13 protein-coding genes are annotated in these 17,146 nt (G+C 55.6%); 5 read left to right on the top strand and 8 right to left on the bottom strand.

Annotated elements, in window-relative coordinates; genetic code table 11:
- Positions 1 to 171: 171 nt before the first annotated feature.
- The 3 genes from infB to nusA form a co-directional block, all read right to left on the bottom strand.
- The gene (infB, locus tag KTE_RS06965; RefSeq protein ID WP_201379806.1) at positions 172 to 2,883 is read right to left on the bottom strand and encodes a translation initiation factor IF-2; all 2,712 of its coding nucleotides are present in this window, start codon (positions 2,881 to 2,883) and stop codon (positions 172 to 174) included.
- A gap of 638 nt (positions 2,884 to 3,521) precedes the next feature.
- Positions 3,522 to 3,878: an RNase P modulator RnpM gene (rnpM, locus tag KTE_RS06960; RefSeq protein WP_007906457.1), complete on the bottom strand. Its 357-nt coding sequence runs from the start codon at positions 3,876 to 3,878 to the stop codon at positions 3,522 to 3,524.
- A gap of 142 nt (positions 3,879 to 4,020) precedes the next feature.
- Complete coding sequence (gene nusA, locus KTE_RS06955) at positions 4,021 to 5,145, bottom strand: transcription termination factor NusA (RefSeq protein WP_201379803.1); 1,125 nt, start codon at positions 5,143 to 5,145, stop codon at positions 4,021 to 4,023.
- Between the two features lie 419 nt (positions 5,146 to 5,564).
- Between nusA and KTE_RS06950 the strand changes: the two genes are divergently transcribed.
- The 5 genes from KTE_RS06950 (at position 5,565) to KTE_RS06930 (ending at position 10,458) form a co-directional block, all read left to right on the top strand.
- Positions 5,565 to 6,719 (top strand): acyl-CoA dehydrogenase, encoded by a 1,155-nt coding sequence (locus tag KTE_RS06950; RefSeq protein ID WP_201379801.1) that lies wholly within the window; start codon positions 5,565 to 5,567, stop codon positions 6,717 to 6,719.
- 100 nt (positions 6,720 to 6,819) lie between these two features.
- Positions 6,820 to 7,719: a class I SAM-dependent methyltransferase gene (locus KTE_RS06945; RefSeq protein WP_201379799.1), complete on the top strand. Its 900-nt coding sequence runs from the start codon at positions 6,820 to 6,822 to the stop codon at positions 7,717 to 7,719.
- Positions 7,719 to 8,177 (top strand): ATP-binding protein, encoded by a 459-nt coding sequence (locus KTE_RS06940; protein WP_201379797.1) that lies wholly within the window; start codon positions 7,719 to 7,721, stop codon positions 8,175 to 8,177. The genes KTE_RS06945 and KTE_RS06940 overlap by 1 nt, the downstream gene beginning before the upstream one ends.
- A 227-nt stretch (positions 8,178 to 8,404) precedes the next feature.
- Positions 8,405 to 8,950 (top strand): RNA polymerase sigma factor, encoded by a 546-nt coding sequence (locus KTE_RS06935; protein ID WP_201379795.1) that lies wholly within the window; start codon positions 8,405 to 8,407, stop codon positions 8,948 to 8,950.
- 2 nt (positions 8,951 to 8,952) lie between these two features.
- The gene (locus KTE_RS06930; protein ID WP_201379793.1) at positions 8,953 to 10,458 is read left to right on the top strand and encodes a PQQ-binding-like beta-propeller repeat protein; all 1,506 of its coding nucleotides are present in this window, start codon (positions 8,953 to 8,955) and stop codon (positions 10,456 to 10,458) included.
- Between the two features lie 91 nt (positions 10,459 to 10,549).
- Here the strand turns inward: KTE_RS06930 and KTE_RS06925 are convergent, their stop codons facing one another.
- The 5 genes from KTE_RS06925 to KTE_RS06905 form a co-directional block, all read right to left on the bottom strand.
- Positions 10,550 to 11,857: a hemolysin family protein gene (locus KTE_RS06925; protein WP_201379791.1), complete on the bottom strand. Its 1,308-nt coding sequence runs from the start codon at positions 11,855 to 11,857 to the stop codon at positions 10,550 to 10,552.
- 199 nt (positions 11,858 to 12,056) lie between these two features.
- Complete coding sequence (locus KTE_RS06920; protein ID WP_201379789.1) at positions 12,057 to 14,171, bottom strand: 4Fe-4S dicluster domain-containing protein; 2,115 nt, start codon at positions 14,169 to 14,171, stop codon at positions 12,057 to 12,059.
- 172 nt (positions 14,172 to 14,343) lie between these two features.
- Entirely contained in the window at positions 14,344 to 15,309 is a 966-nt protein-coding gene (locus tag KTE_RS06915; protein WP_201379788.1) for an electron transfer flavoprotein subunit alpha/FixB family protein, read from the bottom strand.
- A gap of 20 nt (positions 15,310 to 15,329) precedes the next feature.
- Positions 15,330 to 16,115: an electron transfer flavoprotein subunit beta/FixA family protein gene (locus KTE_RS06910; RefSeq protein ID WP_201379786.1), complete on the bottom strand. Its 786-nt coding sequence runs from the start codon at positions 16,113 to 16,115 to the stop codon at positions 15,330 to 15,332.
- 316 nt (positions 16,116 to 16,431) lie between these two features.
- Entirely contained in the window at positions 16,432 to 17,079 is a 648-nt protein-coding gene (locus KTE_RS06905; protein ID WP_201379785.1) for a hypothetical protein, read from the bottom strand.
- Positions 17,080 to 17,146: the final 67 nt, after the last annotated feature.

The following is a 17,146-nucleotide window of genomic DNA, read 5'->3' as shown; positions in this document are numbered from 1 at the left end:
TCCTCTTCGCTACACACGGATGATTTAGATCTTATTCCGAAACCCAACGCCACTGGCGTGTCTAGCGCTTCGCGCTCAGGGTTTTTGGAGAAGTAGTTAGTGGAAAAGGGCAGAAGCGTAGTATGGCCTGGTGTGACAGACATGCTACGCTTCCGCAATCCTCTATATTTCTTATGCGCCGGGCATGACGCGCTCTTGCGCAAAGGCCTCGATGATATCGCCGACCTCGATAGCGGTGAAGTCCTCAAGGATAATACCGCACTCGTAGCCGGTCAGTACCTCGCGCACATCGTCTTTACCACGACGGAGCGAGTCCACCTTGCCTTCATAGACCTTGTCCTTCTTGCGCAGGACGCGGGCCTGTGAGGAGCGCATGATCCTACCGTCGGTGATACGACAACCAGCGATAATGGTGTTACGACCAGCCTTAAAGGTCTGCATGACCTCGGCATGACCCCCGATTACCTCGCGGTACTCAGGCTCAAGCATACCGGTCAGGGCAGCCTGGATATCGTCAATCAGCTTATAGATGACGTTGTAGTAGCGGATATCGACGTGCTCTTTTTGCGCCTCGCGCTGAGCCGCGCCATCGGCCTTGACATTGAAGGCGATGACGATGGCGCCGGAGGCCGAGGCCAGGTGGACATCGGTCTCGCTGACGTTACCAATACCCTCGTGAATCAGGCGAACCTTCAGGTTGTCCTCGCCCAGTTTGGAGAGCGAGCCCTTGATGGCCTCTGCGGATCCCTGTACGTCGCTCTTGAGCACGACGTTGAGTTCCTTTACGGTGCCTTCCTGCATCTGGGTGTAGAGCGTATCCAGGCTTACCTGGCCAAGATGGGTGTTCTCCTGGCGACGGCGCTCTTGCTCAGTTTGGGCATTCTGGCGAGCAGTCTTATCGTCAACGACCACCTCCAGGCGGTCACCGGCCTGTGGTACCTCTGGCAAACCAAGGATGCTGACTGGTGTGCTGGGTGGTGCCTTTTGCACGCGCTTGCCGCGATCATTGAACATGGCGCGTACTTTACCGGCGATAGGCCCGACCACGATAGTGTCGCCCATTTTGAGTGTTCCCTGCTGGACGAGGACGGTGGCCGAAGGACCACTGCTCTTCTCCAGTTTGGCCTCAATGATGACGCCAGTCGCAGGCACGTTGGGATTGGCCTTCAGGTCCTGCAGCTCAGCGACGAGCAGGATATAGTCGAGAAGCTCATCAATGCCCTCGCCCTTCTTGGCGGAGATGGGGACACAGATGATCTCGCCACCGAACTCTTCGATCAGTACGTCGTTCTCAACCAACTGCTGCTTGACGCGATCTGGATTGGCGTTGGGTCGGTCAATCTTATTAAGCGCGATAATAAGTGGCATCTTGGCGGCACGCGCATGGTCGATTGCCTCGCGTGTCTGCGGCATGACACCATCATCGGCTGCGACCACGATAATGGCGACGTGGGCCACCTGTGCTCCACGAGCACGCATGGCGGTAAAGGCCTCGTGACCAGGAGTATCCAGGAAGGTAATCTTCTTATCGTTGACCTCAACCTGGTAGGCGCCGATATGCTGGGTAATACCTCCAGCCTCACCTGCGGCGACTTTCGTCTTCCGGATGGTGTCGAGCAAGGAAGTTTTACCATGGTCAACGTGACCCATGATCGTCACCACTGGTGGGGTGATAACCATGCCCTGATCGTCGCGAGAAGCCTGCTGTGCCTCGCTGGCGGATAGAGTCTTGCGTGCGCCTGTTGCCGCCGCGACCTCGCTCTGGGTGGGTTCAAATCCCAGATCAGTTGCAACCTGGGACGCTTTCTCGTACTCCACGACCTGGTTGATACTGGCGAAGACACTCTGTTTAATCAACTGGCGAATGATCTCATTGGGTGTAACGTCGAGTAACTCAGCAAGATCTTTTACGATGATCTGCGGTGGAATGGTAACGGGTCCAGTGACCTTTTCCTTGACCGTAGCCGTGCGACGCTCAGTTGTTCGCTGTGCATGCCCATTGCTGCTTCTAGTGCGTGATCCACCCGATGGGCGAGAAGGACGTGGTGGTCCCCCCGTGCCAGCGGGACGGTGTGGTGCTGTACCACCACCAGGCCTGGCTGGCGGACCCTTATGAATGGGTGCTCGTCCGCGATCAGGCGTGCTGCGCTCACTTACGGTACGTTCACTTGTACGTTCGGCACGCTCGCGGTCACGTTCGCGTCCACGGTCGCGCTCAGGGCGTTCTGTGACCGGGGTAGCACTGCCAGGGAGGCTATCCTGAGGAGGACGGTAGGGGCCACCTGCTGAGCCTGGGCCACTAGGTCTGCCACCTGGGCCACCGGGTCTGCCACCTGGGCCACCACTGTAACCGCCGGGTCTGCCGCCCGGGCCACCGCTATAGCCGCCGGGTCTGCCGCCCGGGCCACCACTGTAACCGCCGGGTCTGCCACCTGAAGGACCCTGGTGTGAGCCTGGGCCACCACTGTAACCGCCGGGTCTGCCGCCTGAAGGACCCTGGTGTGAGCCTGGGCCACCACTGTAACCGCCGGGTCTGCCGCCTGAGGGGCCATGCTGAGGGCCACCCGCTGGCCTATAACCACCGCCGCGATTCGGAGGACCTTGCCGTGTGGCGGGACCGCCTGGTGAAGTGGGCGGGTGCTCCCTATCACCCTGTGGGTGGGGCCCTGTTTGGGTAGGAGGAGATGTACGACGCCGAGGAGCTGCTTTCTGTTCTTGTTCTTGTTCCTGGCTGCCTGGTGTAGGGCTTTCGGACCGAGAGCCGCCACTAGTTCTTTGTCTGCCTGGCGCCGCAGGGGCGTTAGGTGTAGATTGAGTTGTCTGTTGTTGATTGGCTGGTTTGGCCTGCTCGGTCCCATCTGTGAAATCAGATGCGTCTCTCATGAAGAAGACTCCCTTTCTATCATCTGATGCGTCCAAAGACGCTGGAAATCTCTCTTCACAGCCATAAAAAAGGTCTGTCGCCCTTCCCTGGAATGTTTCGAGAAGTAGGTGACAGACCCTCGTTGGTGCAGTGCCAGGCATGTTTCAGTCCGCGCTCTCTAACGTTTAGAGAGGCTATGCTTATTTAATCATAGCTATTTCGCTCCGCAAACATTCACTGTTACAACTGCCCTGTAGACGAGGGGCTGTGTCTCTATTAAGAGTAGAGATAAAACAACACATTGTTTAATCCCCATCCGGCCACCGACCTGGTCGGATGTTCGTATTGAAACCCTCTTTCTGCCGTTAGCGGCATTCAGAGGGACGATAAGAGTAAAAATTTACAAGCACATGCTGTTTCATATGATGTACAAAACAGCCTGTTGTCGAAATTCAACTGCTCTAGTATAGCCTACTCTACAGATCCTTGCAAATGCCAGGCACCTCTACAGGACTTCTTGAGGTCCTATGTATAGAGATGCTTGATATGTGGAAACGAGGGTAGTGAGAAAAAACTTTTTGCATCCTTCTCACTTGTCTATCGACAAATGTAGAAGAAAAGTATCCTGACTCACGGCCCGCTTCCTAATACAGACGTATTACGCTTTGGGTTCTGCAACCTTTTTGCGTGTCGCCTGTGCCGGTACGCTTACTGGTAGATCTTCTGGCAGCGTGGCGATAAACGCTTCGAGTCCAGCCAGATCTTCCTGCGGGATGGCATCAATCTTCAAAACCTGTTCGAGTCGCTTGCTTTTGATTGCCTGTTTCCAGCAAGAGAGGCGTGCGCAGAGATAGGCTCCGCGTCCCGACTTCTTGCCGGTTGCATCGACGGAGACATGCCCGTCAGGCGTGCGTACCACCCTGAGCAGCTCCCGCTTCGATTTATTCTCGTGGCAGGAGACACACGTACGCAAAGGGATATGCTTTTGTGGTTTCTGTTGTTTGGCCTTTGTCATACGATGACTGTGTACCTCCTTCTTTAGTATACGACCTGCTTCTTATGTAGAAACCAACCCCCATTTGGGGGCGCGGGGCCACTGCCGTGGCTAGCGCTTCGCCCCCATTCGGGGACAAGCGCCCAGGTTTCCTAATAGGCACTTACCTGTTTCCACGTGAACGGCGTCCCGAGCGCTCATGGCGTGAGACGCTGGTGATCTGTTCCTCTGGCTCTTCGTAGATTTCACCTTCTACGGGTTTGACGACATCAACGCGCCAACCGGTGAGCTTTGCCGCCAGACGGGCATTCTGTCCATCTTTACCAATCGCCAGCGAGAGTTGGCGCTCAGGCACGGTGACAATCGCGGTATGATCTAAGTCGCGTAACTCAACTTTCAGTGGCTTCACCGGACTCAACGCATTCGCCACAAATGAGGCTGTGTCCGGACTCCACTGGATAATGTCAATCTTCTCATCATTGAGTTCACGTACGATATTGCTGATGCGTTGTCCGCGTACGCCGACGCAGGAGCCGATGGGATCGAGGCCCTCCTGGCGTGCGTAGACAGCGACTTTTGCTCGGCTGCCTGGCTCGCGTGCGATGGCTTTGATCTCCACGGACCCGTCGTAGATTTCAGGGACTTCATTCTCGAAGAGACGACGCAGCAGGTCGCGATGGGTACGCGAGACCAGGATCTGGAGCATCCGGCCCTGTATGCGGCGTACATCATAGATGTAGAGGCGCAAGCGTTGCTTCATGCGGTAGTGCTCGCCGGGAATGGTCTCCGAGATGGGCATCAAGCCTTCGACTTTATCAACTTTATCCAGGTCGAAGTCGACTACCCAGCCGCGCTGCTCCTCGCGGGTCAGGGTGCCCAGGCGAATCTCGCCTACCCAGCCCTTCACCTGTTCATAGAGGTGCTCATGTTCTGCTTCGCGGATGCGCTGAAGAATGACCTGTTTAGCGGTCTGCGTGGGGATGCGCGAAAAGATGAACGATGAATCTACGTCGAGCAATTGTCCGAGGGCCGCATTTGGAACGAGACGCTGCGCCTCCGCCAGAGAGATCTCCTCGTTAGAATCATTTACCTGGGCCACAACCCGCTTCGACGCCCACACATGGACTTCGCCATTCTTGTCGACCTCGATGCGTACATTCTCACCACCACCGAAGCTTTTACGATATGCTGCGAGGAGGGCGTTCGCTACGGTTTCCATTACCACTTCGCGGGGTAGTCCCTTCTCGGCAATTAATTGTGCGATAGCCGCCTGAAATTCGCTCCTCATATGCCTTGCTCCTCCCGCTGGTGCCCAGTTACACTCAACTCAATTTTATGTGTGCAAAAGAAAACGTCTCTAGCAGACAGAAAAGTGGGGAAAATGCCCACTTTTCGCAAAAAAAATCTCAGTTCTGTCTGTATTATATCATGCTGATTGAGCTTTGCCTAGTATTAAGACGCAAGCTCAATAGGACGCCTCAGCGCCCTGAAATTGTTTATTCTATATCCATAGCTTATATTATACTCTAAACTTGTTGTTGCTGAAAAGATGATATTTGTGATGAGTGTATTCATTCTTTTAAACATATGAGTGGGAACCTTTATTCCCGTCTCTCCTCTGGATGTGCCAAAAGAATACCCCTTTCTTGTGATATACTCGCTAATAGCGAACTATTGTCTCTATTTTGCACAAAGGAGTACTCTGTCATGGCTGTGTCTCATGTCAGTGAAGACGAAAAGGCACTGATTGAAGCAATTCGTGAGATCGCTCAGGAGCGTGTGGCGCCCCGGGCGGCTGAAATAGATCACTCTGGCGAGTTTCCCTGGGATATGAAGGAACTACTGGCCTCCCACGATATCCTGGCGATGCCCTTCCCCGAAGAGTACGGTGGCATTGGCGCCAGCGAACTGGCGATCTCGATGGCGGTTGAGGAACTCTCGCGCTGTTGTGCCACAACCGGCCTGATCCTGGCGGTTCAGCAACTCGGCTCGATGCCGATTCTGCTGGCTGGCAATGACGAACAGAAGCGCAAATATTTTCCCCGGCTGGCAAGCGGTGAGTGGCTGGCGGCCTTTGGTTTGACCGAGGCTGGTTCTGGCTCGGATGCCGCTGCGATGCAGACCTTTGCCGTGCGCAAGGGCGATAAGTATATCCTCAATGGTTCTAAGCGCTTTATCACTAATGGTGGCCTGGCCCAGGTCAACTCCATCTTCGCGATTACTGATCCTCAGGCCGGTACTCGTGGCATCAGTGCCTTTATCGTCGAGAAGGACTTCCCCGGTTTCTCTGTTGGGCGCATCGAAGATAAGATGGGTATTAAGGGTTCGCAGACGGCTGAGCTGATCTTTGAGAACTGTGAGGTTCCAGTCGAGAACCTGCTGGGAGGGGAAGGCGAGGGCTTCAAGATCGCCATGCGTACTCTGGACCGCACACGCATCGGTATCGGCGCCCAGGCCCTTGGCATCGCGCAGGGGGCCCTGGACCTGGCCGTAGCCTATGCCAAACAGCGTGTGCAGTTCAAAAAGCCGATCGCTGAGAATCAGGGCATCCAGTTTATGCTGGCGGATATGGCGACCAAGGTTGAGGCGGCGCGCCTGCTGGTCTATCATGCCTCGGAACTGGTGGATGATGGCGATGAACAGTTTAGCAAGTACTCCTCCATGGCGAAGATGTTTGCCTCGGACGCGGCTATGGATGTCACAAACGACGCGATCCAGGTTCTGGGTGGCTATGGATACATGAAGGAGTATCCCGCGGAGCGCATGCTGCGTGATGCCAAGATCACCCAGATTTATGAGGGCACCAATCAGATCCAGCGCCTGGTAATCGCGCGTGCCTTATTGTCCGAACGAAATTCGTAAGCTTAGGAGCCGTGGTGGCCCGGACGCTACTTGCGTACGCGTCTACTGCCAGAAGTAGACGCGTACGCAAGTAGCGTCGTTCAGAGGAGAAGCTGGGATCATGTCTTCCTTTAATTTCGACATGCTGGCATCTATTTATGATGCAACGCGAGGCTATCCACGCGATGTGGCGTTACGTATCGCTCAGGCCCTCGACGAGGCGTCCTCCGCGGGCCCGCAGACGCGCTTTCTGGAGATCGGCGTGGGAACCGGGCGTATCGCGCTCCCCCTGGCAAACCTGGGACGTGACCTCACAGGTATCGATATCTCTGAGCGTATGCTGGCACGGTTTGAGCATAAATTGCGGGCCGAGGACTGGCAGGAAGAACGGCTTGCCTGGGGAGAGCTGCCAGACGAGCAAGGTCAGCCGCAACCGGCATGGGGGAAGCGTTTCCAGCGCACTGAGCCAGATGCTCATATGCTCATCGCTGTTGCAGACGTCCATCACCTGCCTTTTGCAGCAGCCTCCTTCGAGGTTATTATCGCGGTCCATGTCTTGCACCTGGTGGATGATTGGCGCCAGGTGTTGCAGGAGGTCAGGCGCGTAGCGACACCTGATGGTATGTTTCTCCATTGCGGCGACGAACATGGCCCCTCAGATGTTCAGGAGGTGCGCGCCCAATGGCGACGTGTCCTTGCAGAGCTTGGCTATGATGAGCAGCGACTCTATCAACCCTCTGATGCCGATCTACAACTCGCCTGCGCCGAGTTGGGCTGGCAGGCTGAGCGCTGGATTGCCCTGACATGGGAGCGGGCTATTACGCCGCGCCAGGTCCTGGAGGGTATCTTGCAGCGCAACTGGTCAAGTATGCGCCGCGTTCCCGATGCGGTCTTTCAGGAAGGGTGTCGCCGGCTTGAGCAGTGGGCCTACGCCTACTTTGGCGCGGGCATCGACACGGTGCGCAAGCAGGAACAGCGCTTTATCATTACTCGTTACCAGGCCCAGGCTCAGGAGTGCTAATGGAGCTTCTGCTACTGATCGGCTTGCAGGGCTCCGGAAAGAGCACCTTCTACCGCACGCGTTTTGCCTCTTCGCACGCATATGTCAGCAAAGATCTCTTGCGCAACAATCGCCGCCCAGCACGTCGCCAACTCCAGCAGGTGGAGGATGCGCTGCGGCAGGGCCAATTAGTGGTTGTGGACAATACCAATGCCTCACGTGCCGAGCGCAGTGAACTGATTGAACTTGGCAAGCGCCTGGGGGCACGCGTCATTGGCTACTATTTTGAGACAGATGTTGCCAGGAGCCGTGAGCGCAACGCTCGACGCGAAGGGCGTCAGTGCGTCCCCGATGTCGCCATCTTCGCCACCCTCAAGCGCCTGGAGCGTCCCGACTATAGCGAAGGCTTCGACGAACTCTTCTTCGTCCGCAACAATGACGATAATGGCTTTGACATCTTTCCCTGGCAAACTACCTAGCGCATTTTTATCTGAGTCAAACTGAAAATAATGGCATCTCCTCCTCTTCTCCTCTAAGATCTTATTCCGAAACCCAACGTCACTTACGTGACTAGCGCTCCGCGCTCAGGGTTTTCGGATCAGAAGTAAGTCTCTCTTCGTCTCTTGTTTCCAGAGCGTGACGTTTTGTCCGATGTGGCGTTTCTTTGGAAGAGAAAATTTCAAATACGGACTGCGCAGGGAAATTGATGAATTATCAGATCGATCTACCCGAATCTGAGAGAGACCCGTTTGAGTTGCTATATCGCAGGCATGCGCCGCGACTACTTGCCTATATACGGGGAAACCTCTCATCACCTCAAGATACGGAGGACTTATTGATGGATATTTTTGTCTCCGCGCTAGATCACCAGGAGCTTCTCCTGCAAGCAAACTACGCGGTGCAAACGACATGGTTGCGCCGGGTCGCGCGTAATAAGCTGGTGGATTACTATCGTCGTCAAAAGCGGCACCCGGTTGTGCCACTCGATGAACATATTGATGATCTCTTCTATGACGGGCCAGAGCCTGAGCAGAGCGCCCTCCGCCACGAAGAATATACCTGGTTGCGCACTCATCTCAAGGATCTCTCGGAGCCACAGCAAGAGATCCTTGGCTTGCGTTTCGCGGCTGGTCTGCGTTGTGTCGAGATAGCACATCTGCTCAAGAAACGTGATGGAACGGTGCGCATGCTTCTGGCTCGTGCATTGAACGCATTGCGTGTGCGCTATGAGCAGCAGTGGGAGGAGCAATAGCTATGAACGACCAGGAATACTTTCGCGCTGAAACGGTGGACGAGCAGATTGACTACCTTGGACAGGCCAGGTTCACGCAGTCGGCAAATAGCCAAGTTGTTGGGCATATTCAGGACTTCTATGCCGATGATGCACGCGTGATTGATAACGTTTGGCAACGGTTGGAGCGGCATCGAGACGCGAAGGGTTATCTCCAGCACTCCTCCTTAGCTACTATGGAGGAAACTCTTATGAGAGATACACTAGAAAGTATGCCAACTAGGAGCGAACAACCACGCGCACCCAAGAAGCATCCGCACAAACTCACACGCGTTATTATGACAGGGCTTCAAGTAGCGGTGTTGCTGCTGGTTATCGGTGGTAGTTTTGTTATCTTCAACTTGGTGGGCAAGAGCCGGCAAGACGGGACGGCCAGCAGTGGTTCGACGGCCGACACCTATGTCAATGCGTTCACTGGTGTCTATCGCCTGGACAGCAAGAGTGGGGCTGTACGTTGGCACTACGATCCCAATCCTTCACACTCTCCAGAGGGAGCCTCCTCGGGTTGGGCAGCACCTGTCTTTTTTCAGGGGAATATCTACGCAGGCGTCTATAATGGTAAGGATCACTACCTGGTCGCGCTAGATGCTCGCACAGGCCGAGTGCGCTGGCGCAAACCTGCCTGGGTTCGAGCCATCGTGGTGGGTGACAATGCACTTTACGTCAACACGCAGGATACTGGTGACCACGTTACGGCGCAGGCCATCAAAGCGGACGGCTCGCTGCTCTGGTCTTACTCATCTGATACTGATCCCTGTACGTTTTACGGCACTATACAGAAGGTCGCGCCAAAGATGCTCTATTGTATGGAAAGCCATGAGTTTTTTGCCCTGGATACGAACAATGGGAAACAACTCTGGAAGATACCTGCATCGAAGCCTGATGAGATATATGCAGGGTCAAGCATCGTCGATGGTAGGCTGTACATCTGCATCTTGACTGGCTCGGTCAGCACGCCGGGACCCGAGCATATTGAAGCTCACGATGCCACGAACGGCAAGCTGCTCTGGAAGACTCAGCCAGTGCAGAAACAGCTCTTTGGTTTCACGGCAACGAACGAGAAGGTCTACATTGGTTCGCTTGAAGGTGACCTTGCTGTCCTTGATGCTCGCACTGGCCAACAACTCTGGACACGTCATACCGAGGGTGCGCTCTACGCCAATCCAGTAATCGATGGCGACACGGTGATCGTCGGGGCGACGGCCCTCTCCAAGGATGCCCATCCTGGCCCTCTGCCTCAGGCAACGATTATAGCCTACGATACGCAATCAGGGGCTACTCGTTGGAAGAAGCCTGTGGACGACTTCATGGGGCCAATAGATTCTACGCCAGTCATTAACGGCACGTATTACTATAATGGGACCCACACGGTAGGATCACTGAAGGTGAGCGACGGTAGCGAGGCTCGCAGCATCACTATTAGTGGAATTTTTAATGACTTCCCTGCAATGAGTATTGTTGTGAAATAAGGGAAAGCCTGACTGCTTCTGATTTAAGAAAGGGAAGTGCTGTGGGGTGGCGGCCGAAGGCCGCCACCCCACAGCACTTCCCTTTCTTAAATCAAGACTCTTTGGCTTGGGCCAGGACTTTGTCGATGCGTCTGCCGTCCATGTCAACGATTTCAAAGGTGTAGCCGTCGATCTCGACCTTGTCGCCAACGGCTGGAATGCTTCCGATATGGGTCAGGATCATGCCTGCCAGCGTCTTGTAGTTGAGGTGCGTCTCCTCAGGAACGGCTGGCATACCCAGCTTCTCGCGTACGTGTTGCTGGTCGGCCATGGCATTAATGAGCCAGCTACCATCTTCGCGCAGGGTAAAGTCGACCTCCTCGGGTTGATCGTACTCGTCATGGATCTCGCCTACTAGCTCTTCCAACACATCTTCTAGCGTCACCAGGCCCGTGACCTGGCTATACTCATCGATCACAATTGCCAGGTGCACGCCCTTGCGGCGGAAAATGGTGAGCAGGTCATCGACATACTGGTATTCAAAGATAAAGAAAGGTGGGCGAGCTAGCTTGACCAGGTCCACCTGTCCATCTTCGGCACGCTTGCGCAGTAGATCCTTGGCATAGAGCACGCCGACGATATTATCCAGGGAGTCTTCGTAGAGCGGGAGGCGCGTGTAGCCAGAGCTAAGGAAGGTCTCGATGACCTGTTCGAGTGGTGTGCCAACTTCAATTGCCACTATCTCTGTGCGTGGCATCATAATCGTATTGACGGCCCGATCCGAGAAGCGGAAGAGGCGGCTGATAAACTCCTCTTCGTCCCTCTCTACATTGCCGCTGACCGCGCCCTCGCGCGCCAGGTAGACAATATCCTCTTCAGTCACCTCCTGCTTCCGCGTCTTATGCTGGCCGATCAGGCGCAGCACCAGGTTGGCGGAGATGGTCAGAAAGCCAACCACTGGGCGCGCGAAGGCTGCCAGCTTCGTCATAAAGGGAGCAGCCGTGTTGGCGATGTTTTCGGCTGATTGTAGGGCGATACGCTTGGGCACGAGCTCACCAATCAGCAACGAGAAATAGGTGATGAGGAGCACAACAATTACCAGGGAGACGGTATCGGCGTAGGGACCGATATAGGGAACCGTCTTGAGCCAGGTGCTCAGGATTGCGCTAATGCTCGCGCCACCATAAGCCGCTGAAAGCGTGCTAATAAGGGTAATGCCGATCTGGACCGTTGCCAGGAAGCGCTCAGGGTCTTCTGCCAGGTCCAGAGCCTGTTTGGCGCTTTTCTTGCCGGCGTCGGCCTGCTGCTGAAGGCGACTACGGCGTGCCGAGACGATAGCAATCTCCGATGCAGCAAAGAAGGCATTCGCCAGGATGAGCACAAAGATAATAAGGACTTCAACTACGGGAAAACCAGACATAAGCGTTCTTTATCCTTTTGATCTCTATCAAAAACGTGCAAAACGTGGTGGAGTCAGTATCCCTGAGTTCTTTCTAGATCTGATCTCTATTCTAACATAGAATAGACACGCCTGAGCGCATACAAAAAGATCCGCCCGCAGAGCTGCGAACGGATCTCGATAGGTGGTACATATTGGCCTTGAATGCAAGCGCTCCAGGCTATTTTACGACTGGTTGTTTGCTTTCGATGGCCTGGGCTACGATCTCAGAGATATCTTCGATTTTGAGCTTCTCCTCGGCCTCGACGCCTTTGACGCCATCCTCAAACATGGTGATACAGAATGGACAGGCGGCGGCTACGACTTCGGAATTGGTCTCCAATGCCTCATTGATGCGGGTCTGGTTGACGCGTTTGCCGACCTTCTCCTCCATCCAGGCACGCCCACCACCACCACCACAACAGAAGCTCTTGTTGCGGTTGCGTTCCATCTCGTTGATGCCGTTGCTATTTAGCACCGTCAGCACGCGCCGTGGCTCATTGTAGGTGTCGTTGTAACGGCCAATGTAGCAGGGATCATGATAGGTCAGCTTGCGCTGGTCGAAGCCCTCGGGTAGCTCAAGCTTGCCATCAGAGATCAGCTGGTCGATAAAGACCGTGTGGTGAACCACTTCGTAGTCTCCACCGAGCTGCGGGTACTCGTTCAACATAGTGTTGAAGCAGTGCGGGCAGGCGGTCAGGATCGTGCGATGCTTCTGCTCACTTGCACCATCAGCGTTGGCCGACTTGTTGAAGCCATAGCCATTGAGGGTCTCAATGTTCTGCATGGCCTGCATCTGCCACAGGTACTCGTTACCGATGCGGCGCGCGGGATCGCCCGTGCAGGACTCCTCGGGACCCAGGATGGCAAAATTGACCTTAGCGGCCAGCAGGATCTTGGCGACCGAGGTCGCGACCTTCTTATTGCGCTGATCGAAGGAACCCATGCAGCCAACCCAGTAGAGGACGTCCGCGTCGGGGTTCTCCGAGAGCAGGGGAATGCCTAGGCCCGCGGCCCACTCGGCGCGCTTATCGTTGCTGATCTCCCAGGGGTTGCCATTGCGTTCGATGTTATTAAAGAGCGAGGTGACCTCTTGCGGGAACTCACTCTCCTCCATGACCAGGCTACGGCGCATATCGACGATCTTAGGCACATGTTCAATCGAGACGGGACAGATCTCCATACAGGCCATACAGGTCGTACAGGACCAGAGGGCCTCCTGGGAGATGATGCCGCCAACCATAGGCTCGTGGTGAGCCTCTTTCTCCTCGACAGTCTTACCTGCCTTGACGCCCGCGATCCCCAGTTTGCTGTAGAGCGAGTCCTGCCCCAGGATCTCGCCGCTACGTACAAAGAGGGCCTCTTTCACGCCCAGGATGATCTCTTTCGGGTAGAGCGGTTTGCCGGTATTGGTGGCTGGGCAGACGGTGTTACAGCGTCCGCACTCGGTACAGGCATAGCCATCGAGCAACTGCTTCCAGGTGAACTGCTCCACCTTAGAGACGCCATAGTCGTCGCGCTCCTCCAGGTTCTCCAGCAGTGGGAGGGCACCCTTGGGCTTATAGTTCTGGAAGAAGACGTTAAAGGGGGTCGCCAGCAGGTGCAGGTGCTTGGAGCGCGGTAGATAGATCAGGAAGCTGAGCACGACCGCGATATGCAGCCACCAGGAGACGCGGTACGCAAGCATACTACCATTGACCCCAAGAGGAATGAAAATGGGGCTAAAGAAGGCCGCCAAGGGCGTCCAGGCGTGCCCACCAGTCGCCACATAATTAAAGGACTCGACCAGGGTCAGGGTCAGAACGACCAGGAAGATCAGGCCCAGGATGATAAAGCCATCCCAGGGACCATGCAAGGCGCTCTGGAGCTGTTTGGGCTTAAAGACGCCACGGCGAATGGCAAAGACCACCAGCGCCAGCGTTACGAAGACGATAAAGAAATCGAGGATGCTCGCGAAAATAGGGCTATCACCTAAGAACGGGATCGAGATGTTGTAGGCGTTCACGATCAGTTCGAGCAGGCCGAACTGGATAATGATAAAGCCCCAGAACGTAAAGAAGTGGGCAATACCAGGGATGGGATCGCGCAGTACGCCGCTCTGTCCAAGCACTACCTTGAAGATCGAACCGATGCGCTCATTAATGTGGTCGGTACGATGTTCGGGTCGAGCCTTGGCCAGCAGGGTCACGAGTTCGCCAGCGCGTAGGGCAAAGAGTCCGAGCGCGGCCAGGAACAACACGGAAAAGATGAGTGCGCCTATCCATCCCCCGGTTGGTGAAATCGGTGGGGGGGTCATTAGTCGAACCTCCGTCTAGTATATGGACGGGCGGTTGCCATAATGTCGAACGAGAATAGCACCGTTCGGACAAGAGAACCGCTCACCGTTGAGCGAGGGCGCCTCAAGTGAGGCACCCTGACATCAACCGTCTCGGAGAGAGACGTGTGCAATAAGCATTTGCAATAAGCATTTAGGCCTTGCGGCGCTTCACTTCCTCTGTAAGCTGCGGCAGGATGGTCAGTGCATCACCAATCACGCCGAGGTCAGCGACAGAGAAGATGGGCGCGTTTTCATCCTTATTGATTGCGATGATGTACTTTGAACCCTTCATACCAGCAAGGTGCTGGATGGCGCCACTGATGCCGGCGGCGACATAGAGTGTGGGTTTTACCGTCTTACCCGTCTGACCGATCTGGTAGCTATAGGGGAGCCAGCCAGCATCAACGATAGCACGTGTCGCGCCCGGAGCGCCCTGGAGAGCCTTCGCCAGCGCTTCAACTAGCTGGAAGTTCTCGGCTTTGCCCAGGCCACGACCACCGCTGACGATGACGCTGGCATCTTCCAGAGCCGGACCCTCACTAGCAACATCGACGCTATCGACGATCTTAATGGCTTGCGCGGCACTATTGATCGAGACAGAGAGCGTCTCAACCTCGGGCGTGCGACCATCAAACTGCTCAACGGCGAAAGCCTTGGGGCGTGTCAGGACAATGCCGGTACCCTGGTGAGGATGGGTGGCCGTGACGACGTTCTCGCCGCCCCAGGGAACGGTGACCTGAAGCTCCTCGCCAGTAAATGCCAGGTCGGTCGCGTCGGTAATCAGGCCCAGGTTATTGCGCACCATCAGGCGAGCAGCGATATCGCGTAGCTCGTAGGTGGTAGCCAGGAGTAGCAAGCGTGGCTGATGGTCGTTGAGCAGAGCGCTCAACGTATCCACGGCTGGCAGCGTCAGATAATTGTCATAGGTTGCATCCGCGTGGACATAAACCTTCTCCGCGCCGTAGGCACCCAGGGTAGGGGCGACCTCCGCCGCCGCGGCGCCAAGCACGACTGCTTCGGCGCGACCCAGTTTCGCGGCTTTCCCAAGCACCTCAAGCGAGGAGCGCGCAGGCTGGCCATTCTCCAGCTCAATGAGTACCCAAATTGTATTCGACATCTTGCAATCCTCCCTGAGCACTAGAGCAACTGGTAGCGCTGCAAAAATTCAGCGATACGCTGTGCTGCGCTGCCATCGTCTTTGATTACCTGACCGGCGGCACGCGCCTCAACCTTACCAATCGTAAGCACACGCTCACGTGCGCCGGCCTCGCCTACTTGTGCAGGCTCGATGCCCAGGTCCGCGATGGTGAGTTTGGTGAAAGGCTTCTTTTTCGCGCCCATGATACCTTTCATGGTCGGGTAGATGGCTTCAAAGGAGCCGCTGGCGATGGTGACGACAGCGGGGAGGGAGCTTTCAACGGTTTTATAGCCAGTGGGAACGACGCGTTTGATGACGGCTTTGCTGCCCTCGACCTGAATCTCGCGTGCGAAGGTCAACTGGGGGAGGCCCAGGAACTCAGCCATGGCCCCGGGGACCATGCCGGTATAGCCATCGGTGCTCTCGGTTGAGCAGAAGATAAGGTCCGCGCCCTCTTTCTTGATCGCGGCGGCCAGCACGCGTGCGGTTGCCAGGGCGTCGGAACCAGCCAGGGCGGGATCGGTCACCAGGATCGCGCGGTCGGCGCCCATCGCGAGCGAGCGGCGCATGCCTTCCTGAGCCGACTCGGGACCCATGCTCAGCGCGATGACCTCGCTACTGCCGAGGGTATCGCGGAGCTTAATCGCGGCAGAGATTGTGCTCTCATCACCGGGATCGAGCACGAGAGAAACACCAGTGCGCACAAGACGCTTTGTATTAGGATCAAGCTTACTGACAGTGGTGTTTGGATCGGGTACCTGTTTAATACAGACGATGATCTTCATTGTATATATCCACCTCGCCTATTGATGATGTGTGACGTGGAGAAAAGAAAACTCCCTTGTTTCCTTTGGCTATCCTATTGTACCTGTCGCAAAAAGCGAGTGTCAACGTTGCTAGCTAACGATGACGCCTGCCAACCTCCTTGAATAAGCTCGGCCACTCCTTCCGAATGCCTGCCAGATTTGCATATAGCCAAAAGCATAGCACGCCTGGCACATTTCTGCAAAAAATATAGAGTGTGTGCGTGGACAACGGCTCTGTCGTTGTCCACGCACACACTCTATCCTAAGCGCCGCAGGCGCGAGAGGTAGTAGGCTGTTAGCTGAGGGTGCGTTGACGGCGTACCAGGAGGGCAGTGGTGACGGCGACGAGTCCGGCGATACAGAGGGGGATGCCAATAGCGGCGCCCTGTGTGCGCCAGAGCACGACGCCGATGATTTCGAGCAGCAACCCACCCACGAAGAGCACCGTAATACCAAGTGAAGAGCTTTCAAATGAGGTCCGCACCTTCTGGCGCACATAGCTGGGACTCTTGTGTGGCGTCGAACTGTCTTCTGTCGCGGCACCCTGGGTAGTATCCTCGCCCTTGCCGGTTGTCTCGCTCAGCAACGCGTAGAGATGCTCGATATGGCGGCGCGAGGTGCGCATGTAGATCTTGTGTGTGCCATCGCTGACTAGAAGTTCGCGGAAGAGTGGCTCATAGTTCTTCTGGCGGAGTGAAACCTGAGTGAGATTGGCCAGGGGAAGCGAATCAAGGAAGAGATGCTCGCGCGGGAAGCTCTTCGTATAGTAACCAATGATGCGTTGATTGGTGAGCACCAGTTCGCAGGCGGTACTGTAATTGACTTCACCGTTATCCCAGAAGCCGGGGGCGGAGAAGAGCACAACCTCGCCTTCTTGCAGGTGTTGCTGAATATTTTTTGGTCCCTTGACGCCTGTAGGCGCCTGACGTCTCTCCTGTGACACTCTCGGCTCACTCTCTTTCTGTCTCGGCTGGCGGCTATCATTTGGTTACACGGCGCAATTATAGCAT

This window comes from Ktedonobacter sp. SOSP1-85 (assembly GCF_016587415.1).
Lineage (GTDB): Bacteria > Chloroflexota > Ktedonobacteria > Ktedonobacterales > Ktedonobacteraceae > Ktedonobacter.
The sequence above is the reverse complement of the archived record's forward strand: the minus strand, read 5'-3'. Positions and strand labels throughout refer to the sequence as shown.

What these genes read in the sequence shown, in the direction of transcription:
- rnpM (WP_007906457.1), bottom strand. Translation starts at nt 3,878, where the DNA reads ATGACAAAGGCCAAACAACAGAAACCACAAAAGCATATCCCTTTGCGT.
- KTE_RS06915 (WP_201379788.1), bottom strand. Translation starts at nt 15,309, where the DNA reads ATGTCGAATACAATTTGGGTACTCATTGAGCTGGAGAATGGCCAGCCT.
- KTE_RS06930 (WP_201379793.1), top strand. Translation starts at nt 8,953, where the DNA reads ATGAACGACCAGGAATACTTTCGCGCTGAAACGGTGGACGAGCAGATT.
- KTE_RS06910 (WP_201379786.1), bottom strand. Translation starts at nt 16,115, where the DNA reads ATGAAGATCATCGTCTGTATTAAACAGGTACCCGATCCAAACACCACT.
- KTE_RS06920 (WP_201379789.1), bottom strand. Translation starts at nt 14,171, where the DNA reads ATGACCCCCCCACCGATTTCACCAACCGGGGGATGGATAGGCGCACTC.
- infB (WP_201379806.1), bottom strand. Translation starts at nt 2,883, where the DNA reads ATGAGAGACGCATCTGATTTCACAGATGGGACCGAGCAGGCCAAACCA.
- nusA (WP_201379803.1), bottom strand. Translation starts at nt 5,145, where the DNA reads ATGAGGAGCGAATTTCAGGCGGCTATCGCACAATTAATTGCCGAGAAG.
- KTE_RS06940 (WP_201379797.1), top strand. Translation starts at nt 7,719, where the DNA reads ATGGAGCTTCTGCTACTGATCGGCTTGCAGGGCTCCGGAAAGAGCACC.
- KTE_RS06925 (WP_201379791.1), bottom strand. Translation starts at nt 11,857, where the DNA reads ATGTCTGGTTTTCCCGTAGTTGAAGTCCTTATTATCTTTGTGCTCATC.
- KTE_RS06935 (WP_201379795.1), top strand. Translation starts at nt 8,405, where the DNA reads ATGAATTATCAGATCGATCTACCCGAATCTGAGAGAGACCCGTTTGAG.
- KTE_RS06945 (WP_201379799.1), top strand. Translation starts at nt 6,820, where the DNA reads ATGTCTTCCTTTAATTTCGACATGCTGGCATCTATTTATGATGCAACG.
- KTE_RS06950 (WP_201379801.1), top strand. Translation starts at nt 5,565, where the DNA reads ATGGCTGTGTCTCATGTCAGTGAAGACGAAAAGGCACTGATTGAAGCA.